Source organism: Streptomyces sp. NPDC031670 (assembly GCF_055580545.1).
The window spans coordinates 103,483-124,892 of record NZ_JBVILC010000003.1 but is presented as its reverse complement, the minus strand read 5'-3'; the positions used below and the strand labels follow the sequence as shown (position 1 = coordinate 124,892).

Annotated in this window: 20 protein-coding genes; 11 read left to right on the top strand and 9 right to left on the bottom strand. The window is 71.3% G+C overall.

Features of this window, described 5'->3' with window-relative positions:
- Positions 1-780: 780 nt before the first annotated feature.
- The 4 genes from ACZ5ID_RS07655 to ACZ5ID_RS07640 all read left to right on the top strand — a co-directional run bounded on the left by ACZ5ID_RS07655 (position 781) and on the right by ACZ5ID_RS07640 (position 3,018).
- Positions 781-1,182, top strand: coding sequence for a hypothetical protein (locus ACZ5ID_RS07655; protein ID WP_468894419.1), 402 nt, complete (start codon positions 781-783; stop codon positions 1,180-1,182).
- Positions 1,183-1,246: 64 nt separating this feature from the next.
- A complete protein-coding gene (locus tag ACZ5ID_RS07650; protein ID WP_468894417.1) occupies positions 1,247-1,507 on the top strand; it encodes a hypothetical protein in 261 nt (86 codons plus the stop codon).
- A 198-nt stretch (positions 1,508-1,705) separates the two neighbouring features.
- Positions 1,706-2,176 (top strand): DUF4429 domain-containing protein, encoded by a 471-nt coding sequence (locus ACZ5ID_RS07645; protein WP_468894415.1) that lies wholly within the window; start codon positions 1,706-1,708, stop codon positions 2,174-2,176.
- 512 nt (positions 2,177-2,688) lie between these two features.
- Positions 2,689-3,018 (top strand): hypothetical protein, encoded by a 330-nt coding sequence (locus tag ACZ5ID_RS07640; RefSeq protein WP_468894413.1) that lies wholly within the window; start codon positions 2,689-2,691, stop codon positions 3,016-3,018.
- 74 nt (positions 3,019-3,092) lie between these two features.
- Here the strand turns inward: ACZ5ID_RS07640 and ACZ5ID_RS07635 are convergent, their stop codons facing one another.
- On the bottom strand, positions 3,093-3,314 hold the full coding sequence (locus ACZ5ID_RS07635; protein ID WP_468894411.1) for a hypothetical protein: 222 nt from the start codon (positions 3,312-3,314) through the stop codon (positions 3,093-3,095).
- 175 nt (positions 3,315-3,489) lie between these two features.
- On the bottom strand, positions 3,490-5,271 hold the full coding sequence (gene gcl, locus ACZ5ID_RS07630; protein WP_468894409.1) for a glyoxylate carboligase: 1,782 nt from the start codon (positions 5,269-5,271) through the stop codon (positions 3,490-3,492).
- Between the two features lie 443 nt (positions 5,272-5,714).
- Between gcl and ACZ5ID_RS07625 the strand changes: the two genes are divergently transcribed.
- Positions 5,715-6,398, top strand: a complete 684-nt coding sequence (locus tag ACZ5ID_RS07625) for a hypothetical protein (protein WP_468895069.1) — start codon at positions 5,715-5,717, stop codon at positions 6,396-6,398.
- An 81-nt stretch (positions 6,399-6,479) separates the two neighbouring features.
- Here the strand turns inward: ACZ5ID_RS07625 and ACZ5ID_RS07620 are convergent, their stop codons facing one another.
- The gene (locus tag ACZ5ID_RS07620; protein WP_468894407.1) at positions 6,480-8,087 is read right to left on the bottom strand and encodes an AMP-binding protein; all 1,608 of its coding nucleotides are present in this window, start codon (positions 8,085-8,087) and stop codon (positions 6,480-6,482) included.
- Positions 8,084-9,772, bottom strand: a complete 1,689-nt coding sequence (locus ACZ5ID_RS07615) for an AMP-binding protein (protein WP_468894405.1) — start codon at positions 9,770-9,772, stop codon at positions 8,084-8,086. Before ACZ5ID_RS07615 ends, ACZ5ID_RS07620 begins: the two co-directional genes overlap by 4 nt.
- A 465-nt stretch (positions 9,773-10,237) precedes the next feature.
- On the opposite strand from ACZ5ID_RS07615, the gene ACZ5ID_RS07610 reads away from it, so the two are divergent.
- Entirely contained in the window at positions 10,238-10,690 is a 453-nt protein-coding gene (locus ACZ5ID_RS07610; protein ID WP_468894404.1) for an SAV_915 family protein, read from the top strand.
- Between the two features lie 101 nt (positions 10,691-10,791).
- Here ACZ5ID_RS07610 and ACZ5ID_RS07605 read toward each other — a convergent pair whose 3' ends face one another.
- Positions 10,792-11,904, bottom strand: coding sequence for a winged helix DNA-binding domain-containing protein (locus tag ACZ5ID_RS07605; protein WP_468894402.1), 1,113 nt, complete (start codon positions 11,902-11,904; stop codon positions 10,792-10,794).
- 193 nt (positions 11,905-12,097) lie between these two features.
- On the opposite strand from ACZ5ID_RS07605, the gene ACZ5ID_RS07600 reads away from it, so the two are divergent.
- The 5 genes from ACZ5ID_RS07600 to ACZ5ID_RS07580 all read left to right on the top strand — a co-directional run bounded on the left by ACZ5ID_RS07600 (position 12,098) and on the right by ACZ5ID_RS07580 (position 15,691).
- Positions 12,098-13,312, top strand: a complete 1,215-nt coding sequence (locus ACZ5ID_RS07600; RefSeq protein ID WP_468894400.1) for a magnesium and cobalt transport protein CorA — start codon at positions 12,098-12,100, stop codon at positions 13,310-13,312.
- Between the two features lie 153 nt (positions 13,313-13,465).
- A complete protein-coding gene (locus ACZ5ID_RS07595) occupies positions 13,466-14,032 on the top strand; it encodes a GNAT family N-acetyltransferase (protein WP_468894398.1) in 567 nt (188 codons plus the stop codon).
- Positions 14,033-14,124: 92 nt separating this feature from the next.
- A complete protein-coding gene (locus ACZ5ID_RS07590; protein WP_468894396.1) occupies positions 14,125-14,295 on the top strand; it encodes a hypothetical protein in 171 nt (56 codons plus the stop codon).
- Between the two features lie 126 nt (positions 14,296-14,421).
- Positions 14,422-14,940, top strand: coding sequence for a Pycsar system effector family protein (locus tag ACZ5ID_RS07585; protein WP_468894394.1), 519 nt, complete (start codon positions 14,422-14,424; stop codon positions 14,938-14,940).
- 25 nt (positions 14,941-14,965) lie between these two features.
- A complete protein-coding gene (locus tag ACZ5ID_RS07580; RefSeq protein WP_468894392.1) occupies positions 14,966-15,691 on the top strand; it encodes a Crp/Fnr family transcriptional regulator in 726 nt (241 codons plus the stop codon).
- Between the two features lie 186 nt (positions 15,692-15,877).
- Here the strand turns inward: ACZ5ID_RS07580 and ACZ5ID_RS07575 are convergent, their stop codons facing one another.
- The 4 genes from ACZ5ID_RS07575 to ACZ5ID_RS07560 all read right to left on the bottom strand — a co-directional run bounded on the left by ACZ5ID_RS07575 (position 15,878) and on the right by ACZ5ID_RS07560 (position 21,408).
- A complete protein-coding gene (locus ACZ5ID_RS07575) occupies positions 15,878-17,575 on the bottom strand; it encodes a serine/threonine-protein kinase (RefSeq protein WP_468894390.1) in 1,698 nt (565 codons plus the stop codon).
- The gene (locus tag ACZ5ID_RS07570; RefSeq protein WP_468894388.1) at positions 17,572-18,435 is read right to left on the bottom strand and encodes a protein phosphatase 2C domain-containing protein; all 864 of its coding nucleotides are present in this window, start codon (positions 18,433-18,435) and stop codon (positions 17,572-17,574) included. The genes ACZ5ID_RS07575 and ACZ5ID_RS07570 overlap by 4 nt, the downstream gene beginning before the upstream one ends.
- 536 nt (positions 18,436-18,971) lie before the next feature.
- A complete protein-coding gene (locus ACZ5ID_RS07565; RefSeq protein WP_468894387.1) occupies positions 18,972-19,652 on the bottom strand; it encodes a vWA domain-containing protein in 681 nt (226 codons plus the stop codon).
- Between the two features lie 31 nt (positions 19,653-19,683).
- On the bottom strand, positions 19,684-21,408 hold the full coding sequence (locus ACZ5ID_RS07560) for a vWA domain-containing protein (RefSeq protein WP_468894385.1): 1,725 nt from the start codon (positions 21,406-21,408) through the stop codon (positions 19,684-19,686).
- Positions 21,409-21,410 lie beyond the last annotated feature (2 nt).

Sequence of the window (21,410 nt, the reverse complement as noted above, 5' to 3'; positions counted from 1 at the left end):
TGGCTCCGGACGCTCGGTGATCGCGGCGGCGCGTCGATGCCAGTGCGGTGGTCAAGGTCTGTCCCGGCCCCTTCCTGACCTGAAGGAAGGATGCCAGGGACAACCAATCGCCCGCCGCCGCGATCCCGCCCAACGGGCCCGGGGGCCCGTACCCCTCCCCCATCAAACTCCGCCCGGCGGTGCGAACGACCACTTCTCCCGGCCGCCCTCGCACTGCTCCGCAGGCTTCGCCCGCCTGCGCCGGACTCCGTCCGCCGGGCCACCTTCCCCACCAAGCTCCGCCCGGCGCCGCGAACGTCCTGTCGCGCCAGCCTCGTTCCGTCGGGCGGTCACCACTTCGGAGCCCGGGGGCTGGGTTCGGTTTACGGTCCTGGACCGAGCGCTCGTCGATCAAGGCTTCACCTGCGCTTTCAGGTGAAGCCTTGATTCTTTTTGCGGTCTTGGGAACATCTCGGGAACAAAATCATGGGATCTCCCCGCGTCACGCCCTGATGAGCATCGTTGAGCGCGTTAAGAAGAACGGCGCGATCACGTACCAGGTGGAGTGCTGCTAAAGGGCCAGTGGCATACCGAGAACTTCGGCGACCCACAGAAGGCGTACTCGGCCACCTGCCGGACCTCCCCGCCAGGCGTCTGATTCTCCCAGGTGGCCGAACGCCGCCCCCGGTCCCGCCTGAGCGCCCCCGGGCGGGGCCTCCGCCTGCTCGACGCACGAGGCGACATGTCACGGCTCGGCTACACCGCCACCAGGCCTCGCGCACGCCCCACACCATGTCCCACATGCGCTCCCACACAGCAGCCGCCATCGGCACCGCCACCCTGCTCGCTGCCCTAACTGCGTGCACCGCCACCGAGACGCACCACACCACGCCTCGCACCAACAAGCAGGTCACCCACCGCCCGTCCACCGCAAGCAAGTATGAGCAGACCTGGAAGGCCCCCTACAAGGGAACCACTTGCGGCGACTTCGTCACCAGGATGAGCGAGCACGAACGCTGGGCCATGGCCGCGGACATGCTCAGCAGCTCCCGAGAGACCGACGGCGCCATTACCGTCCCCGTCGACTCGGAGATCACCCGCTTCGAGAATGACATGGCAGCCGCTTGCGCAGCCTCGGCCGTACTGAAGACTCCCGAGATCGCCGTCACCATCTACCTCATGGACCCCAGCTATAAGCCGTGAGTCAGGGCGCGCGTTCGCCGGCGGCCGCTATGCTCCCGCGCATATCAACTTTGGGGTGGTGGGGGTGACGAAGTACTCCGACATACAGCGGGCGGTCCGAGCGGAAAAGATCAGGATCTGGTTCGGGTGGCTGTGTGGCAACGTCATCATGCTGATGATCGCCGTCGCCACGCAGGACGTTGCAGTCGTCAGCGTCATCACACAGGTGCTGCTCGTCGTCGTGTTCCTCGCCCTGACGGTGGCGCTGTTCCGGATGACGGGCGCGCTGAATCGGAAGGCCGAAGCGGCGCGGCGTGAGGTGCTCGGCGAGGACTACCCGGACTGAGCCTGGCCCCGAAGCGGCCCCGCGCCGTAGTCCGGACGAGGCCGTCGTCATGCCGTAGTTGCATCCGGACGATCAGCTTCATGATGGGCCCGCGTCCGGCATGGCCGGACAAAGCCCCGCCGAGTGTGGGGCTTTGCCATTTCCCCCTCACCACGCCCGCCCCCGTGTCACCATGCCCACACCAGAAGTGGGGGCCAAATGATCACGATCAACGCGCACGGCGGCACCACCGTGACCTTCGACGGCCAGTACCTCACCATCAACCGGCACGGCTTCCTAGCCCGGGCCACTTTGGGCAAAGGCGAGAAGCGGCTCCACATCAGTCAGATCAGCGCCGTGCAGTGGAAGCCCGCCGGGCCCGTAATGAACGGCTTCATCCAGTTCACCGTCCCTGGCGGCAACGAGGTTCGGGGCCGCTTCGGCACCCAGACCAACACGGCAGCCAAGGACGAGAACTCGGTGATCTTCACGCGCAAACAGCAGCCCGAGTTCGAAAAGCTCCGTGCTGCCCTGGACGCAGCGATCGCCGCGCAGCACGCCCCTCAGTCCGCCCCGGCAGCTCCCGCCTCGGTCGCCGACGAACTGACCAAGCTCAATGGGCTACTCCAGCAAGGCATCCTCACACCCAAGGAGTTCGCGGCGCAGAAAACCCGGCTCCTCGGCGGGTAGCGACCGGGCCGGCCCAGCCACTGCCCCGTGCGCGGCGACATCGCCGATGTAACACCGCGCCGGGCAGGCCGGTGATGGACCCATCGCCATCGTTGGTGGCGTACCGGCACAGGACGCCCCGGTCGGTCGGGGTACGGGACCTGCGACTCGTCGACGCCCTGATTTCGGCATGTTCTCGCAGGTGGGGCCAGGCTCATCGCGAGAGCGGGGTGCACCCCGGCGGGTGCTACCTGCATCCCGCGCCCGGAGCGCGAGGAGGTGGATGGCGGATGATCGGGAGCCACCGGCCGCCCTCCGCTGGGCTGCAAGTACCGAAGGTGGACAGATCTGAGCGTGGAGCGCCGCCTCCCGCATGAGGCCGCCCAGTCTTCGGCTCGGCTCCTACAGTCTCCTATAGGGGCCCGTGCCCGTTCGCGAGCTGTCGGCTCCAGGACTCGGACGCCGTCGCCGTCTGGCTGGGCCGTCTGATGGACGGCGCGTCCTTCACGACGACTACGCGAGCGCGTCTCGTATTGCGCCCTCGTACGCGTCGGCATCTGCACCAGCGCGGCCTCGGTCACTTCAAGGCGCTGCTGCCTGTACTGAAGGACGTCGAGGCGCGGTTGCCCTGCCCGAGCCCGGGCGCAAGCCCGTCCTGCTCGGCGTCACGGAAGCGGAGCGCCTGCCGAGGGGGCGCCGTCGAGCCGGAAACCCTGCCGGAGCAGTACGCGTACGCGGTGCGTCTCGATTGGCGCTGCCTCGCCCAGGTGGCGATCCTGCGGGCGCTGCGCGCGGAGCCCTTGAACGATCCCGCCCTGCCGCCGCCGGTGGTCACGGGGCGGTTCAGGAGCCTGTGGCCCTGAGGATGACAAAGGCCCCGTCCACAGATCAGCTGATCGTGGGCGGGGCCTCGGCCTGGGTGCCGGTGGTGCTGGGGTCAAAGGCGGTGCATGCGGGTGTAGGGGCTCAGGATGCGGGCGCGGCGGGAGCCGAAGTCGACGAGCATGGCGACTCCGTCCTCGACGCCCACGATCGTGCCCAGGCCGAACTGGTCGTGGGAGACCCGGTCGCCCAGGGCGAAGTTCTTGGCCTGCGGCTCGACCGGAGCTTTGAAGGGACTGGTGGGCAGATGGCGCCTCGGCGCGGACGACTGCGTCATGGTCCTACCAGTATGCGCCGTCCCGGCCCGTACCACCTGCCTCCACTCGTCTCGGATTCGACACGATTGGGCCGGGAGCCCCGGAACGGCATGGGGCGGACCCGAAAGAGTGAACGCGAAAAGGCCCCGGCGCCACCCCCCACGGGAAGCACCGGAGCCCTCGGTTCAGCAGGCGTTATGAGACCTGGAGCGGCCTGATCGCGGTCGGGGCGTGGCCCGGTTCCGTGGCGAGTTCCTCGAACTCGTTGATCGCGTCGATCCTGACGCCCATCGAGATGTTCGTCACCCGTTCCAGGATCGCCTCGACGACGACCGGGACGCGGTACTCCGCGGCCAGCTTCCTGGCCTCCTCGAAGGCCGGCAGCAGCTGGTCCGGATCCGTGACACGGATCGCCCTGCAGCCCAGGCCCTCGACGACCTTGACGTGGTCGACGCCGTAGACACCCAGCTCCGGGGCGTTGATGTTCTCGAACTCCAGGTTGACCTGGAAGTCGATGTCCAGGCCGCGCTGGGCCTGGCGGATCAGGCCCAGATAGGCGTTGTTCACCAGGACGTGGACGTACGGGATGTTGTGCTGCGCGCCGACCGCGAGCTCCTCCAGCATGAACTGGAAGTCGTAGTCGCCCGAGAGGGCAACGACCGGGGTCTCGGGGGACGCGGTGGCGACGCCGAGCGCGGCCGGGATGGTCCAGCCCAGCGGTCCGGCCTGGCCGCAGTTGATCCAGTGGCGCGGCCGGTAGACGTGCAGCATCTGCGCGCCGGCGATCTGGGAGAGGCCGATGGTGGTGACGTACCGCGTCTCGGGGCCGAAGGCGCGGTTCATCTCCTCGTACACGCGCTGCGGCTTCAGCGGGACGTCGTCGAAGTGCGTGCGGCGCTGGAGCCGCGCCTTGCGCTCCTGCGTGGAGGCCGCCCAGGCGCTGCGGTCGGGGAGCCTGCCCGCGGCCTTCAGCTCCTTGGCCACCTCGACGAAGAGGGTCAGCGCGGCCTTGGCGTCGGAGGCGATGCCGTAGTCCGGCGCGAAGATCCGGCCGATCTGGGTCGGCTCGATGTCGACGTGGACGAACTTCCGGCCCCGGGTGTAGACGTCCAGCTCGCCGGTGTGGCGGTTGGCCCAGCGGTTGCCGATGCCCAGGACGAAGTCGGACTCCAGGAAGTTCGCGTTGCCGTAGCGGTGCGAGGTCTGCAGACCCACCATCCCGGCGTTCAGCTCGTGGTCGTCGGGGAGGATGCCCCAGCCCATCAGGGTCGGGACGACGGGTGTGCCGGTCAGCTCGGCGAACTCCACGAGCAGCTCGGCGGCGTCGGCGTTGATGACGCCGCCGCCCGCGACGATCAGCGGGCGCTCGGACTCCAGCAGGAGCCCGATGGCCTTCTCGATCTGGGCGCGGGTCGCGGCCGGCTTGTAGACCGGCAGCGGCTCGTAGGTGTCGGGGTCGAAGTCGATCTCGGTGAGCTGGACGTCGATCGGCAGGTCGATGAGGACCGGTCCGGGCCTGCCGGAGCGCATCAGGTGGAAGGCCTGCTGGAACACGCCGGGGACCTGCGCGGCCTCCAGGACGGTCGTCGCGGCCTTGGTGACCGGCCTGGCGATGCTCGCGATGTCGACCGCCTGGAAGTCCTCCTTGTGGAGCTTGGCGACCGGCGCCTGGCCCGTGATGCAGAGGATCGGGATCGAGTCGGCGATCGCGGAGTACAGCCCGGTGATCATGTCGGTGCCGGCGGGGCCGGACGTACCGATGCAGACACCGATGTTCCCGGCGGCGGCCCGGGTGTACCCCTCGGCCATGTGGGACGCGCCCTCGACGTGGCGGGCCAGCGTGTGCTTGACGCCGCCACCGGCCTTGAGGGCCGCGTAGAAGGGGTTGATCGCCGCGCCCGGCACGCCGAACGCGTTGGTGACGCCTTCGCGCTTGAGGATCTCAACTGCCGCTCGGGCAGCGGTCATACGAGGCATGGAGTGCTCCTGCTTCGGCCTGGCGGATCGGGCTCTGTCGCGCCACCTGAGAGCCGTTATTCCGTAATGCGGAAGTTTAGTTCTGCTATATGGAAGTAACATAGGGGGCGTGCGCAGGCGCGTCAAGGGATCCCCGCGTTCGCCTCCGAGGCGGGCGCGGGTGGGGGACGATGGACCGGACGGGCGGCGAGCACGGGGTGGACGGCATGGGCATCGAGGGGACCGGCGGAGCCGGCAGGCAGGGACCGGGCGGCGGGGAGAGGCGCGGCGGAATGCCTCCCGGCGGGCGCGGCGCGGCCCCCGGCGGCGGGCGCGCGGGCAGCTCAGGAGGTTCCGGACAGCTCGGCGGCGGGTACGGAGGCGGCGCCGACGGGGCCGGCTACCCGGGCGGCCCCGCGGACTCGCCCCGTCCCCCGGGCGGCCTCGGCCGCGAGACCCTGGGGGTGCGCTGCCCCGTCTGCCGGCGCGAGCACCGGTACGCCGCGACCACCTACCCCTGCCCCTGCGGCGCCCCGCTGGTACCGCCGCTCCAGCGCGGCGGCGCCGTCGAGCCGATCACCCACCGCACCTGGAGCGACGACTGGGTGGCCGTGCGCTGCGAGGCGTGCGGACGCCAGGACCAGTGGCCGCAGCCTGAGCTGGGGTGTTCGTGCGGGGCTGTGCTGCGGATCCCGGTCCAGCCGGTCAGCGCCCCGCCCGCCCCGCTGCCCCTGCACATCCCGGTCCCGCCGACGGCCGCTCCGCCGCGCCCGGCGTTCCGGCCGGTGACCATCCGCACCGCCAGGGACGCGGTGACCGCGGCGGCGCTCTATCTGAAGTGGCTCGGCTTCCGCGACGTCCTGCAGTCCGAGGCGCGCCCCGCCTCCGGCATCGATCTGCGCGGCCCCGGCCTGGTCGCCCAGGTCGACCCGACCACCCGCCCGGCGTCGCTGCGCGCGGTGGAGTGCCTCTGGCTGAACGCGCTCAGCACGTCCTCCACCGGTGTCTACTTCTCGCTCGCCGGATACACCAGGGACGCCCGCGCCCGCGGTGAGGAGCTGTCCGTCCCGCTGTTCGTGATGGACCTGACCGGCACGCCCCAGCCGGTCAACGACGCGGCGGACGAGCTGGTGGCGACCGGCCCCTGAGCGGGGAGGGCGACGGGGGCCCGCGGGTGGCCGCGGCGCTCCCCGTCGTCCTGGGGCGGCCGGGCGACCGCCGTGGCCGCGCTACTCCCCGTACCCCTGCCTCAGCTCCACCTTCCGCACCTTGCCGCTCACCGTCATCGGGAACTCCGCGAGGATCCGCAGCCGTCGCGGCACCTTGTAGTGCGCGAGCCGGTCGCGGCAGAACTCCGCGATCCCCTCAAGGGTCGGCGGGTCCGCCGGGTCGCGGGGGATCACGCACGCGAGGATCTCCTCGCCGTACTTCTCGTCGGGCACGCCCACGACCTGGACGTCCGCGATCTTCGGGTGGGCGTAGAGGAACTCCTCGATCTCGCGCGGATAGACGTTCTCGCCACCCCGGATGATCATGTCCTTGATGCGGCCCACGATCTGGACGTAACCGTCCTCGCGCATCGACGCGAGATCCCCCGTGTGCATCCACCGCCCGGCGTCGATCGCCTCGGCGGTCCGCTCCGGCTCGTCCCAGTAGCCGAGCATCACGCTGTAGCCGCGGGTGCACAGTTCGCCCGCCTCGCCGCGCGGCACCGTGACACCGGTGGCCGGGTCCACCACCTTCACCTCGATGTGCGGCAGCACCCGTCCCACCGTGCCGGTCCTGCGCTCCAGATCGTCCTCGACGCGTGTCTGGGTGGAGACCGGGGACGTCTCCGTCATGCCGTAGCAGATGGACACCTCCGCCATGTTCATCTCCGCGACCACCCGCTTCATCACCTCGACCGGGCACGGCGAGCCCGCCATGATGCCGGTACGCAGCGAGGACAGGTCGTACGAGCCGAAGTCCGGCAGGTTCAGCTCCGCGATGAACATCGTCGGCACCCCGTACAGCGAGGTGCACCGCTCCCGCTCCACCGCCCGCAGCGTCGCCGCCGGGTCGAAGGACGGCGCCGGGATCACCACACAGGCGCCGTGCGAGAGCGCCGCGAGGTTGCCCATCACCATGCCGAAGCAGTGGTAGAACGGCACCGGCACACAGATCCGGTCCTGCTCGCTGTAGGAGATCATCTCCCCCACGAAATAACCGTTGTTGAGGATGTTGTGGTGGGAGAGCGTCGCCCCCTTGGGGAAGCCGGTCGTCCCCGAGGTGTACTGGATGTTGATGGGGTCGTCGCACGACAACCCGGCTGCGCGCGTGGCAAGTTGACCCTGCGTCACAGAGCCTCCCGCCGCCGCCAGCGCGTCCCAGGACGGGTCCCCGATGTAGTGCACCGCCCGCAGCCCGGGACACTCCGGACGGGCCTGCTCCACCAGCGCCCGGTAGTCGCTGGTCCGGTGCGCCCGCGAGGCGACCAGCAGCGAGATCCCGGCCTGCTTCAGTACGTACGCGAGCTCGTGCGCCCGGTACGCCGGGTTGATGTTCACCATGACGGCGCCGATCCGGGCCGTCGCGTACTGCACGAGCACCCACTCCGGGCAGTTCACCGCCCAGATCCCGACGCGGTCGCCCCGGGCGACCCCGCTGCCGAGCAGTCCGCGCGCCAGCTCGTCGACGGCCGCGGCCAACCGCGCGTACGTCCAGCGCCGCCCGGACTCCATGTCGACCAGCGCCTCGCGGTCCGGCCAGGCGGCGACCGCCCGGTCCAGAGCGGCCCCGATCGTGTCACCGAGCAGCGGTGTGCCGCCGGTGCCGTGCGCGTACGACAGTGCGGTCATCGCAGGTCCCCCTCCTCGTACTCGGCCGCCGACCCCGCCGCGGTCGCCTCGCGCAGCTCGATACGGCGGATCTTCCCGGAGACCGTCTTGGGCAGCTCGCCGAACTCGATGCGGCGGATGCGCTTGTACGGGGCGAGGACCGCGCGCGAGTGCGCGAACAGCACCTTCGCGGTGTCCGGGCCGGGCTCCCAGCCCGCCGCCAGCACGATGTACGCCTTGGGCACGGCGAGCCGCAGCGGATCGGGCGCGGGCACGACGGCCGCCTCGGCAACCGCCTCGTGCTCCAGGAGCGCGCTCTCCAGCTCGAACGGGCTGATCTTGTAGTCGGAGGCCTTGAAGACGTCGTCGGCGCGGCCCACGTAGGTGATGTAGCCGTCCTCGTCGCGGGAGCCGATGTCGCCGGTGCGGTAGTAGCCGCCGGCCATCGCCTCGGCCGTACGCTCCGGGTCGCCGTGGTAGCCGGTCATCAGGCCGACCGGGCGGGCCGAGAGGTCGAGGGCGATCTCGCCCTCGGTCGCACCGGGCTCGCCGGTCACCGGGTCCAGGAGTTCCACCCGGTAGCCGGGGCTCGGCCGGCCCATCGACCCGCTCTTGAGCACCTGGCCCGGGGAGTTGGCCACTTGCACGGCCGTCTCGGTCTGCCCGAAGCCGTCCCGGACGACCCGGCCCCACACGCGCCGGACGGTCTCGATGACTTCCGGGTTGAGCGGTTCGCCGGCCGCGACGACCTCGCGGGGCGGGTTCCGCAGCGCGCTCAGATCCGCCTGGATCAGCATCCGCCACACCGTGGGCGGCGCACAGAAGCTGGTGACGCCCGCCCTGTCCATCGCCGCCATGAGCCGGGCCGCGTCGAAGCGCGTGTAGTTGTGGATGAAGACGGTGGCCTCGGCGTTCCACGGGGCGAAGAGGTTCGACCAGGCGTGCTTGGCCCAGCCGGGCGAGGAGATGTTCAGATGGACGTCGCCGGGCTTCAGCCCGATCCAGTACATCGTCGCCAAGTGGCCGACGGGATACGAGACATGGGTGTGCTCGACGAGCTTGGGGCGGGCCGTGGTGCCGGAGGTGAAGTAGAGCATCAGCGGGTCGTCGGCCAAGGTGACCCCGTCCGGCTCGAACCGCGCGTCCGCCCCGAACGCGTCGTCGAAGTCCAGCCATCCGGGAACCGGGCCGGCGCCGCGCGGCTTCACGGCGATCCGGGTGTACTCCCCGGGCACATCCGCGAACTTGGCGGTGTCCTCGGCCCGTACGATCACCTGCCGGGCGCGTCCCCGCTCGATCCGGTCCCGCAGGTCGGCGGGGCCCAGCAGCGGGGTCGCGGGGATGACGACGGCCCGCAGCTTCATCGCGGCCAGCGCGGTCATCCACAGTTCCTGCTGGTTGCCGAGCATCACGAGGACCCGGTCCCCGGCCCGTACGCCCCGGGCGCGCAGCCAGTTGGCGACCTGGTCCGAGCGCAGGGACATCTCGGCGTACGAGAGGGTGGTCTCGCTGCCGTCCTCCTCGACGATCTGCAGGGCGGTGGCGGCGTTGCCCTCGGCGATGACGTCGAACCAGTCGAGCGCCCAGTTGAACCGTTCGGGACGCGGCCAGGTGAAGCCCCGGCAGGCCGTCGCGTAGTCCTCCCGGTGCTCCAGCAGGAAGTCCCGTGCGGCCCGGAACTCCTCCGTGGCGCCACGTGCGTCCATGTGCCCTCCTCGTTGCCTGGCCACTCTTCACCACGGTGCGGTGGGTGACCAGCACTCTTTACCCCCGCAGGGGGGTGCGGGGGAAGCCCGCGCGGCATTCGTCCCAGCCCCTCCGGGCCCCCGGGGCCCGGCCGGCCCGCGCCCCCTTCAGGCCACTCACCCGCCCGACCCCAACTCGAACGGGGGAGACGCGTGGCCGGTGAGGGGTGCCAGGAGGCCGTCAAAATCAGCCGGAACGGAGTCAACATGGCGTCAGGAGGCGGACTCCGGCCCGGCGGGCGGGCATAACGTCGAGGCGTCGCGCACAGCGGCGGCGCGACGACGACGACCACACCGCAAAGACTCCCCACCGCACGGACTCTCACGGCACGGACTGTCTGCACGGACTGTCGGCACGGACTCCCACCGCGCGGACGCGCTCCGCACCGACCGGCTCCGCGCTTCCCACCACCGGAGGACACCACCATGGACACCCTCGCCCTCATTCCCGACGACGCCGACCCCGACCCCGACGAACGCCGCCCGGCAGCGCCGCTGTACGTGCCGGTCCGGCTCGGCTCGGCCGGAGGCCGGCAGCTGCGGTTCTGGCGCACCCCCCTGGGTGTACGGACCGCTGTCGGCTTCACCAGCCCCGAGCGGCTGTACGCCGTGCTCGGACCGGGCCAGCGCTGGATCCGGCTGGCGGAGCCCGCGCTGCGCTCGCTCGCGGCGCCGCTCGGCGTGACGACGGTGACGGTCGACCCGCACATGACGGCCCCGGCCCCCGTCGCCATACGCACCGAGCCGCTCGGACAGCCCTGCCCCCGCAGGGGAGGCTGGGACCCGGAGATGGCCGGTGCGGCGCACCTGGCGGGCGGGGCGGGAGCGGCGACGGCCGCGCGGACCACCGCCACGGCCGTCCCCGCTCTGGTGAACTGAGGGCCACGAACCGAGCGCTGCGAACCGAGGGCCGCGAACCGTGGGTTGCGATCCACGCGACCCGGCGAAGAGTGGCGGGGGCATCCAGCAGGGGTCACCGGTCACCCCATGACGTCCCCGAAGCGGACCTCGTACGAGGTGACGCCGGCCGGGGTCATCGCGGTGAGCAGCTGCTCGCCCTCCTTGGCCACCTCGTCGCGCCGCGCCCGTCCGAGCGTCCCGAACGGCTGGACGGTGAGCACCGCGCTCCCCTCCCCCACCGACTCCTCCAGGCGCCACACCCCGGCGAGGAATCCGTCCACGAGGAGGGTGGGATAGGCCTGGTTGCCCTTCCAGGAGCGGCCCCAGTACGCGGCCGGGATCACCCGCGTACGGTCGGCGTGCGACAGCAGCAGGTTGTCGAACTCCGGCAGGAAGCGCGGCGGGGCCGGGGTGTCCTCGCCGGGGCGGGGCGCTTCCGGGAGGTCGAAGAGCTCGACGCCGTCCTCGTCGCGGAAGGTGAGGAGCCGGGGCCGCAGCCGGTCGAAGACCTCGCCGAGACGGGTGAGTCCCGCCCAGGTCTGCATGTCCTTGACGGAGGCGGGACCGAAGGCGGCGAGATAGCGCAGCACGGTGTCGTCGGGCGCCGGGGCCGGCCCCGGCGCCCGCCCCAGCCAGTGCTCGGCCGTGGTCAGCGCGACCTGTCCACTGCGGCCCCACAGCCCGCGCGGAGTGACCTGCACGAGCGGCAGCACACACCGCGCGGCGAGGGAGAGGGCGGAGGGCGTGGCGTCGGGCCACTCCTGGCCGAGCACGTCCCGCAGCTCCTTCATGGTGTACGGCCGCTCCTCGACCAGCGCCCGCACGGTCCCGGCGAGCCGCCCCAGGTCCACGCCCTCCAGCTGCCCCCGGAACTGCCTGAGCTCGCGGTCGCGGGCAGCCTGGACGAGCGGGCGCAGGGTGAGGGCGTCGTCGGCGGTGTGGAGGTGGATGGTGGAGCGCAGGGTCACGATCCGTACGAGCTCGCGGGCCTCGATGAGCGCGGAGAGCCGCTCGGGCCGGAATCCGGCGAGGCGGGCCCAGAGGGCGAAGTAGGGCGGCTTCACGTTCTGTGCCTGGAGCCCCAGGAGGTGCGCGACGGCGTCCTTCGGCCCGAGCGCGGAGGTGCGGCGCAGGAGGTGCTGACGGTCGAGGGTGGCGCGGTTGAGGGCACGGGGGGTGAGGGGTGAGGCCATACGGGCAAGCTAACGCCGAAGGGGGACAGATCCTGTCCGCCATATCCGCACGAGGGCCTCTCCACGGCGACCCATCGGTGTCCGAAACGCCAAGCCTGCGCCATTTGATCCCGATATCCTGCACGAGACGACTCAGACGACTCAGACGACTCAGACGACCCAGATGGCGGCGGACAGTGCGAGAGGTGAGGCCATGACCGACCGGGGAAGGGACCCGGGAAGGTCCGCGCCCTCCGACCGGGAGAGGGGCCCCGAGGCCCCCGAGGGCTCCGCGCCGCGCAGGAAGCACTCCTGGCGACGCCAGCCGCTCCCGCCACCGATCGCGCCGACGGCACCGCCCCCGGCTCCCCCGGCTCCGTCCGCCGCCGGCCCCGTACGGCACGACCACCGCAGCGTGGTGGATGCGGCGCTCTACCGGGACGGCCGCCGGGTCTCTTCCCCCGACACGCTCGCGGAGACCTTCCGCAGGCTGCGCGAGACCCCCGACGGCATGGCGTGGATCGGCCTGCACCGCCCGTCCGAGTCCGAACTCCTCTCCCTGGCGGAGGAGTTCGACCTGCATCCGCTGGCGGTCGAGGACGCGTTGGAGGCCCATCAGCGCCCGAAGCTGGAGCGGTACGGCGAGACCCTCTTCGTGGTGCTGCGCGCGGCCCGCTATCTGGACGCGCCGGAGGAGGTGGACTTCGGCGAGCTGCACGTCTTCATCGGCCGCGACTTCCTCATCACCGTCCGCCACGGCGCCGCCCCCGATCTCTCGGCGGTGCGGCGCCGCATGGAGGAGACCCCCGAGCTGCTGGCCCTGGGCCCGGAGGCGGTGCTGTACGCGATCCTGGACGCGGTGGTGGACGGCTACGCACCGGTCGTCGCCGGCGTCCAGAACGACATCGACGAGATCGAGACGGAAGTCTTCCGCGGCGACCCGGAGGTGTCGCGCCGCATCTACGAACTCTCCCGCGAGATGGTGGAGTTCCAGCGCGCCACGCGCCCCCTGGTAGGCATGCTGCACGGCCTGATGGCGGGCTTCGCGAAGTACGGCACGGACGAGGAACTCCAGCGCTACCTCCGCGACGTGGCCGACCACGTCACCCACACCAGCGAACGCGTGGACGGCTTCCGCCAGGCCCTCACGGAGATCCTCACGGTCAACGCGACGCTGGTGACCCAGCAGCAGAACGCGGAGATGCGGGCACTGGCGGAGGCGGGCTTCGAGCAGAACGAGGAGATCAAGAAGATCTCCTCGTGGGCCGCTATTTTGTTTGCTCCCACGCTGGTGGGAACCATCTACGGCATGAACTTCGAGCGGATGCCAGAGCTGAAGTGGGTGGCCGGGTACCCGTTCGCGATCCTGCTGATGGCGGGGGTTTGTGTGAGCCTGTACTTCATCTTCAAGCGGCGGGATTGGCTGTAGGTGCCACCTTGGGGGGAGGTCGCACGGTTGGGGAGCGGGCCATCACGGCGTCCAGACGTGCCGGGGCCAGACCACGGGCCGAGGGGCCCAGGGGCCGACGAATGGCGTCCGAAACCCGTCCCGCTCTGGCGGGAGCGGTCGTAGCGTCATGCCGTGACCACTGTTGACGACACGGCTTACGGGTACCGCATCGCCCTCCCCGGGGACACCGATGCCATCGAGGCCCTGGACGGTTCCTTCACCACCGACACCGTCTTCCGGGTGACCGCAACCGAGGACGGCTTCACGCTGAGGGAGGAACCGGTGCACCCGCCCCTGACCAAGGTGTTCCCCGACGACGAGACGGACGGCGGCGACGGGGACGACGGGGACCCGGACTCCCGCACCTTCGTCGCCCAAGGGGCCGCAGGCGACCTGGTCGGCTTCGTCGCCGTCTCGTACTCCGGGTGGAACCGTCGGCTGACCGTCGAGGACATCGAGATCGCTCCCGAGCACCGGGGCCGGGGGGTCGGCCGCGCCCTGATGGCCCTCGCCGTGGAGTTCGCCAGGGAGCGGGGCGCCGGGCACCTGTGGCTGGAGGTCACCAACGTCAACGCGCCGGCGATCCGGGCCTACCGGCGGATGGGCTTCGCCTTCTGCGGGCTGGACACCGCCCTGTACGACGGCACGCCCTCGGAGGGCGAGCAGGCGCTCTACATGAGCATGCCCTGCCGCCCCTGAACTGACAGCAGCCGGTTCACCGAGATGGCGACCCGTGGCCCCGTGCGCCGCCCTGCGGGCGGACGGTCGGCGGCTGCTGGATGGATGCGCCCGTGGAGTGGTACGAGCGGGGCTCCACCGGTACCGCGAACACCTCGGCCGAGGACAGGAGTTACGCCATGCGTTCGGCCTCCGACGGCGCGCCGAGCACCGCCCGGCCCGAGTCGCACCAGGCCCCCCATTTGATTTTCCAGCGGCGGGACTGGCTGTTGCTTGCGCACTGAACCTTGATCGCCAGGCGGCGCTTTGCCCGCCGTTGGGCCGGAGGTTGCGGCGGCAGGCGGACGGGTAACGTCCTCCTGCGTCGGCCCGGCGCACACGTCCGCCGATGACGAGGAGGGGCGCGCACCGTGTCCGACGGTGAACCGGTGACCAGCGAGGAAGCGGCCAAGACCGCCTGGCAAGTGCACTCCGTACTGACCGACTGGACCCGCACCGTGGACGCCAAGGCCTCCTTCGCCCTGGCGATGGAGTCCGCGGCCCTCGCGGGCACGGCCGCACTGTCCGGCTCCGGACGCCCACTCGACCGCGTCTCGGGCACCCTGCCGAGGACGGCCCTGTGGGCCGGCCTGGCACTGCTCGCCCTCTCCGCCGTGCTCGCGATCCTGGCCGTTCTGCCCCGCCACAACGGTGCGGGACACGTACGCTCGGACCATGCGGACGACTTCATCTTCTACGGCCACCTACGGCACCGGAGCCCGGACGAGCTCGCCGACCGACTCGGCCGGTACTCCCCACTGCCCGCGCTGAGCCGCCAGTTGGTCGACATGAGCCGCATCCTGTGGATCAAACAGCGGCTCGTACGTCAGTCACTGCTCACCGCGGTGGGCGCCTGCGCCCTGATAGCGGTCGCGGGCCTCACTGGCTGACGACGGGGTGAGGCGGGAGGTGGGGATGACTGCGGATTTCCGACAGAGTGGCGCGATCGGACACGGGCCCAGCCGGACTCCGTTCTGGAACCTGCTGGACGCCGCGGCCCGGCAGTCACTGCGCGAGGCGGGCCGGGTGACCGAGTTCACCCCCCGGGAACACCTGGTGCGGCAGAACGAGTTCAGCGACCATCTTCTCGTCCTGGGCCGCGGCTGCATCAAGGTCACCACGGTCGCCGCCGCCGGTTATCAAGCGGTACTGGCCCTGCGTGGCCCCGGTGACCTGCTCGGCGAGCAGGCGGGGCTGGACGGCGGCCCCAGATCGGCGACACTCACCGCCCTCATACCGGTCCAGGCCCTCGTGATACCCGCCGTGGCATTCCGGGCGGCGGCCCGCGACCACCCCGTCATCACCGGCGCCGTCCACCAGATGCTCTCCGCGCGCCTGCGGGACGCCGACCGGCAACGCACCTCGGCCGGAGCCGATCCGCTCGCCGCGCGCCTGGCCGGTCTCCTGCTCGACCTCGCCGCCAGCCACGGGCGGCGCAACGCCTCCGGGGTCGTGGATATCGGTCTGCCGCTGTCGCAGGACGACTTCGCCGGCCTGGTACTCGGCTCCCGCAGAACTGTCAGCCGGGTCCTCGAACAATGGCGGGCCGAGGGGTGGGTGACGACCGGGCGCACCCAGGTGACCGTCCACAACGCGGACGCGTTGAAGCGAGTACGGGAGGGTGGGCCGGCCGGGAGGTGACAGCGCCGTCTCGGGCCGGCGAGTGACGCCATCGACCGGAGTCCGCCGAGCAGCGGCAATCGGCGGCACCACCCCGACCGCCCCGCTGCGGATGGCCGACGCGGTCCGGCCCGGGGTTCGTCCGCGAGCACCGGCTGGGACGCACAGACCGGTTCAGGTGGTTCGCGAGTGAGGTCTGCCGGCGGTTCACAGATCGGTCCAGGTGAGCGTGGCCAGGTCGAACTCCCGTGCGACGGGGTTCCATGCGGCGACGAAGTTCTTCTTGGCCGCCGTGGCATCAGCGCTCGCCGAAGCCGCGTCCTGCCAGGCACTCGATCCGGTCACGGCGGAGGTCGAGCAGTTGCCCGACACGTCGTCGACCACCCGGGCGTAGGCCCGGTCGGCCTTCTCCGAGCTCTGCCAGGCGCTGCGCAGGGCTGACGCCAGGCTGTCGGCCAGTTGGTCGAGGGAGAGCGCGTCCAGCTTCTCGACCAGACCGGCCCGCGCGCCGGCCGCGTCCTCGAAGACCTGCCGGTCCTCCTGGAGGTCGCTGCAGTTCATCATCGACTGCACGGCGTCGGAGACCCTGCTGCGACGGTCGGCGTTCTGCGTCAGGAGCCTGTGCAGCGATGCCGCCTGTTCCTCGCGCGTGTCCGTGGACTCGATCCGGGGCCGGTCCGTGCCGCCACCGCTGCTGCCGCCGCGCCCGCCGCTCCCGGAGTTCATGTGCATCGCGAACTGCCAGACGACCAGCGCGATGATCCCCAGCACGACGACGACGGCAGCCGGCCGGCCCGACGACGGCACGCGTTGAGGTGCGCCGCGGGGAGGGCTGTAGGGGCTGGAGGGCAACGGGCCAGAGGTCTGCCGGGGCATTGGGCCGCCGGCCGCGGTGTGTCGCAGGCCCACGGGAGTGCGTCGGCCACGCGGGCCGCCGGGGGGCGAACCCGCGGGACGTGTGCTGCCGGTGACCGTCCCGAACGGGCCCGGACCCGCAGTCGCCACGGGCACCGTCGGCGGCCCGCCCTGAGCGGCGGCCGGCCAGGTCACGGGGGCGCTGTCGAAGGCACGGCGCAACGGGTCGAGCCAGTCGCCGAGGGCGGGCCGGTCGCTGGGCGTCCGGCTCAGGCCGCGCTCGGCCAAGTCGGCGACTTCACCGTCCATCCGCCGCAGCTCGGCCGGGTCCTGCCCGTGCTGCTCGTGCAGGAAGAGCCGCACCGCCAGCAGCGTGAACTTGTAGCGATCGCCCTCCACTGTCTCCGGCGCCTCGCCGTCGGGCAGCTGCCAGCCGGGCGTGTGCACGGGCTTGAGTACCCAGTCGCCACCCAGCCCCATGGCGTCGCAGTCGATGAGGAAGCAGCCGGGCCGCGACCCGGAAAGCGAGAACAGCAGGTTCTTCGGGGACAGGTCGCCGGCCACCCCACCGAGGCCGTGCAGCCGTTCCAGAGTGTCGGCCAAGGCGAGGAGCAGACCGAAGACCTGGCGAGGCGTCACGTCCCCCACCATCTTGTTCACGTAGGCCAGCGAGTTGAGCAGGAACTCGAAACCCGCCGTCTTCCTGTCGCCCGACGGCAGGGTGATGAAGAACTCGTCCGGGATCTGCCGCATCAGGAAGCCACAGACCTGCGACCCCTCGGTCACCAGCGCCGCGGGCCAGGCCGTGTGCCCGGCCAGCCACTGCCCGACCGCGAGCGGCTGCTGGGGCAGGAAGGCGACCATCCGCTCAAGTGCGTCGACCCGCAACTGCCGCCGGGCTTCCGGCCTGTACTCCTTGTACACCACCGGCCAGGCCTTGTTGACCAGCCGCTTCTCGACCGCCCAGACCTTGCCCTGCCCACCACCCCCCAGCTCCGCGCCCAGCACCAGGTCCGAACGCGCGATCCGTGCCGCCCCGGGCCCGGTCACGGGGCCCCGCCGGGGAGCCGGTGCCGGGGCCAGACGGCGAGCAGCGTGCGGTCGTCGTCGAAGGTCTCCCGGGAGAAGTCCAGCAGATGGGCCAGCCCGCGCGGCTCCGGCGGGCTCACGGCCAGCTCCGCGAACAGCTCGCCCACCATGCCGGAGCCGTCGCCGAGCGGATCGCCGAAACCGTCGGTGCCGACCAGCAGGACGCCGTCGGCGGGCAGGGTGTACGACAGCGGCCGGGAACGGGTCGACAGGCGCGGCAGCGCGTCCACGGCGTTGCTGGTGATCTCGCCGGGGCCGCTGTCCTTGTCGCTCAGCAGCGGGTTGAACCGCCCCTGGTGCAGGCACCACGCCGAGGAGTCCCCGACGTGCACCAGCGTGACGCGCATCCCGCCGCCCTCGGCCGGTGCGACCGTGCCCGCCACCAGGGTCGTGGCCAGGGTCCGGATCGTCTCCGGCAGGTCGCCCTCGTCCGGTTCCCGGCCGCGGGCCACCCGCATGAGCAGCTGATACCGGGCCGCCTGCAGCACCCGGGTCCAGTCGGGGCCGGCTCGCTCCTCACCCAACTGCACCAGCAGGTCGTTGACCGCCGTGCGGCAGACCAGCGCGGCACCCACGTGGGACTGCGTGGCCGCCGAGACACCGTCGGCCACGGCGAAGACGACCGTGGCGGACGGTTCGTGCCAGGCGACGACCACGTCGTCCTGGCGCGGTCGCCCGTCGAAACGGTGCTGGTCCCCTCGTACGGAGGCCAGCCGTACAGTCAGCTCCGGGCTCGACCACCCGTCGAAGAGAGTGTCCGGCCGATAGGGATCGCCGGGCGGCGGCTTGGGCTCCACGTGCACGGCAGGCGTCCCCAGCACGACCCGCCGGTACCGGTTCGTGCCGCGGCGGGAGTCCGACGAGGGCCGGTCGGCCCCGGGTTCCGGTGCCCCCGATGCCGCGTGCCGCGGTGTCGAGCCGTGTCGCTGGGGAACTCCGGCCTGCCCGTCGGGAAGCGCGTGCCGCGGCGCCGGGGCGGGCTGCGGCGGACTGACGCGCGGATCCTGCGCGCCCTGCGATTCCATGCCGTGGTCCTGGTCGGCGCCTTGCCGGCGGGGCGGGTTCGCGCGCTGTCCGTGGTCAAGGGATGGCGGGGGTTCCAGGTCCGGGCCGTCGTATTCGGGTACGGCGTATCCTTCGACCCGGTAGTCGGGCACCACGTACTCGGCGACGTGCCCGCAGGGCGGTGCCGTACCGCCTCCATCCGGAGCAGAAGTGTGCCGATCCCCCGCCTGACGCGGGTCGAGGGACTCCCGATCGGCGGCCCCGGCCGTGTCGGCGTCCGCCGGCGCGGGTGTGGTCCGCTGCTCGTCTCCCCGATTCCTGTCCCGTCGCAGATGCGGCCACCTGTCCACCATCAGACCTCGTCGATCGCGAGCCGGAAGCCTTCCGGCTTCTCCACCGCCAGCTCGGCCTGCTGGCCGAAGGCCAGGGCGTTTGCCGACTCGACCACGCTCTTGGTGAGCGCGGTGAAGAACTTGGCGATGGCGTCGCCGAGTTGAGCACCGGGGATCGATATGAACGCGAACTTCTGCTCGGTCGCCACGGCCAGGATCGTCTCCGCCCGCGCCCCACCGATCCCGAAGGCGATGACGTTGGGTGCCGCGCCGGTCACCCGCCGGTCGGTGAGCCGGCCGTGCGTCTGGCGCCACTCCTCGCCGCAGGTCGGCTGACCGTCGCTGAGGAAGAAGACCGCAGGGCGCAGCACCTTGTACCCCTGGGACTTGAGCGTCCGCACGTCCTGCGGAATGCGCTCCAGCAGCGCGGCGAACACCGCGTCGTAGTTCGTGCCACCGCCCGCCGACAGCCGGGGCAGTTCGTTCTCGCCTCTCAGATCGGCCAGCACCAGGTGTTCCACGACGCTGCTGGAGAAGCCCAACACGGAGAAACGCACCTTCGCGGCGGCCATCGGCTCTCCCAGGAGCGCGACGTGCAACGCCTTCATTCCTTCGTTGAGGTCGCCGACGTAGCTCGCCATGGAGCCCGATTCGTCGGCGAGGACGTACACCGGCAGCAACTGCCCGAGCGTCTCGGCCATCCCGGTTCTCCCCCTTCGCTGTTCAACCGCACTACTGCTCATGCGTGACGGGCCGAAGGCCCTGTGGGCAGTCGAGTCTCAACTCCATGCCGCCCGCGATCGCGCTCCGGCCAAGATGCAGCAGCGTCTGCTGCAGCAGGACGGAGAACTGCACCGTCGACTGCGTCGGATCCGCGCCCGGCACGGCGACGACGCCCAGTTCGGGCCGGGAGGCGAGTCGCCGCACGACCCGGTCCCGGTCCGCTCCGATGCCGCACGCCACGAGGTGCGGAAAGTACTTGTGTGCCATCAACTCGGCGTGCGCCGAGGGCCATTCGGTGTCGTCCTCGGCCTGGCCGACGGCCAGGAAGAACACGACCGGTCGCAGCACCCGGGGCACCTGCTCCTTCAGCCGTTCCGTCTCCAGCGGCACCAGGTCCAGCAGCCGCCGCAGCACCGGCCGGTAACGGCAGCCCGGCGAGGTGTTCAGCCCCGGGACGCCCGTGCGCCAGGAGACCTCGGTGAGCGGCAGGACCACGTCGGCACCGTCGGCGTAGGTGATCACCGAGAGCCGGACGGCGGCGGCCACGTCGGGGCTGTTGGACAGCAGCGTCTGGACCGAGCGCAGCGTATTGCCGAGGTCGGTGACGCAGCCGGCCGCTGCCTGCGACGTGTCCAGGACGACGTACACCGGGATCAGTCCGCTCGGCGGCGCGACGGCGGGCGCCGGAGTGCTGCCGCCCCATTGCACGGGCCCGCCCTGCCCCGCCGCGGGGGCGGACGCCGAGTAGTCCGGGCCGCCGGGTGTCGCACCGGAGGTGAAGGAGGCCGGCCGCCCGGCGTCGGGCCGCTCCAGCACACCCGCGACCCCGGTTCCGGGCGCGCCCGGGCCGAGCACACCCTTGCGCAGGCCGGGCAGGTCGACCTCGCGTACGACGCCCTGCTCGATGAGGTACCTGACCATGTCGGCGTGCCGCTGGTCTCGGATCTCGTGCTGGGTCGCCTCGGCCTCGCGGACCCGCGCCAGCAGTTCGAGGGCGTGCACGGTCTCCTCGGGGTGGCGGACCAGGTGCTCGCGGATCAGGTTGTCGAAGTCGAGCCGCGTGCTCCCCAGTACGGCCCGCTCCTCTGCTTCCCGGCGCCTGCGGCCGGCCGCCCTGATGTCCTCCATGTCCTCGTCGGAGTAGGTCTGCGAGCGTCTCGCCTCGTGGGTGTGCACACCGAGTTTGGCCCGGCGCCGTGACTCCTCCAGTTCCTGGATGTGCCGGGCCGCAGCCTCGTCCGGCTCCATCTGGACCTTGCAGTAGTAGAGGGTGATGCCTTCGGGGAGCAGGATCTCCCGGTCCAGCTCCTGGTTGACGGCCAGCTGCGCCGTCATCGCCTCGGTGATCGCGAACCGCGCGGCCTGCAGCCGGATGCGGTCGGTCAGGTATCCGTAGACGACGGCCAACGCGTCCCGTACGTTCCTCCTCACCACCATCGCCGGGTCATGCACCCGGAAGCCGACGTCGATCGTGGCCTGGAACCGGTGCCCACCGTCCTTACAGGTCAGCGGGGTCTTGCTGACGGATGCCTGGCGTCTGTGGTCGCCGAGGTCCACGACGTAGCAGGCCCGGTTCCTGCCGAACCAGCGCTGCCCGAAGGTGCGGACGGTCTCGACCTCGAAGGGCCCGCCCTCCACCGGGTACACGATCGCCACCGAAGGCGGCAGGTTGGGCAGTTCGCCCACCTGGCCGCGGGAGATCACCTGCTCGTTGAGAATGAGAGAGACGGCCATCC

Coding starts and splice junctions, on each gene's coding strand:
- ACZ5ID_RS07610 (WP_468894404.1), top strand. CDS start 10,238: ATGGACACCCTCGCCCTCATTCCCGACGACGCCGACCCCGACCCCGAC.
- ACZ5ID_RS07655 (WP_468894419.1), top strand. CDS start 781: ATGCGCTCCCACACAGCAGCCGCCATCGGCACCGCCACCCTGCTCGCT.
- ACZ5ID_RS07645 (WP_468894415.1), top strand. CDS start 1,706: ATGATCACGATCAACGCGCACGGCGGCACCACCGTGACCTTCGACGGC.
- ACZ5ID_RS07560 (WP_468894385.1), bottom strand. CDS start 21,408: ATGGCCGTCTCTCTCATTCTCAACGAGCAGGTGATCTCCCGCGGCCAG.
- ACZ5ID_RS07600 (WP_468894400.1), top strand. CDS start 12,098: ATGACCGACCGGGGAAGGGACCCGGGAAGGTCCGCGCCCTCCGACCGG.
- ACZ5ID_RS07565 (WP_468894387.1), bottom strand. CDS start 19,652: ATGGCCGAGACGCTCGGGCAGTTGCTGCCGGTGTACGTCCTCGCCGAC.
- ACZ5ID_RS07635 (WP_468894411.1), bottom strand. CDS start 3,314: ATGACGCAGTCGTCCGCGCCGAGGCGCCATCTGCCCACCAGTCCCTTC.
- ACZ5ID_RS07615 (WP_468894405.1), bottom strand. CDS start 9,772: ATGGACGCACGTGGCGCCACGGAGGAGTTCCGGGCCGCACGGGACTTC.
- ACZ5ID_RS07620 (WP_468894407.1), bottom strand. CDS start 8,087: ATGACCGCACTGTCGTACGCGCACGGCACCGGCGGCACACCGCTGCTC.
- ACZ5ID_RS07605 (WP_468894402.1), bottom strand. CDS start 11,904: ATGGCCTCACCCCTCACCCCCCGTGCCCTCAACCGCGCCACCCTCGAC.
- gcl (WP_468894409.1), bottom strand. CDS start 5,271: ATGCCTCGTATGACCGCTGCCCGAGCGGCAGTTGAGATCCTCAAGCGC.
- ACZ5ID_RS07580 (WP_468894392.1), top strand. CDS start 14,966: ATGACTGCGGATTTCCGACAGAGTGGCGCGATCGGACACGGGCCCAGC.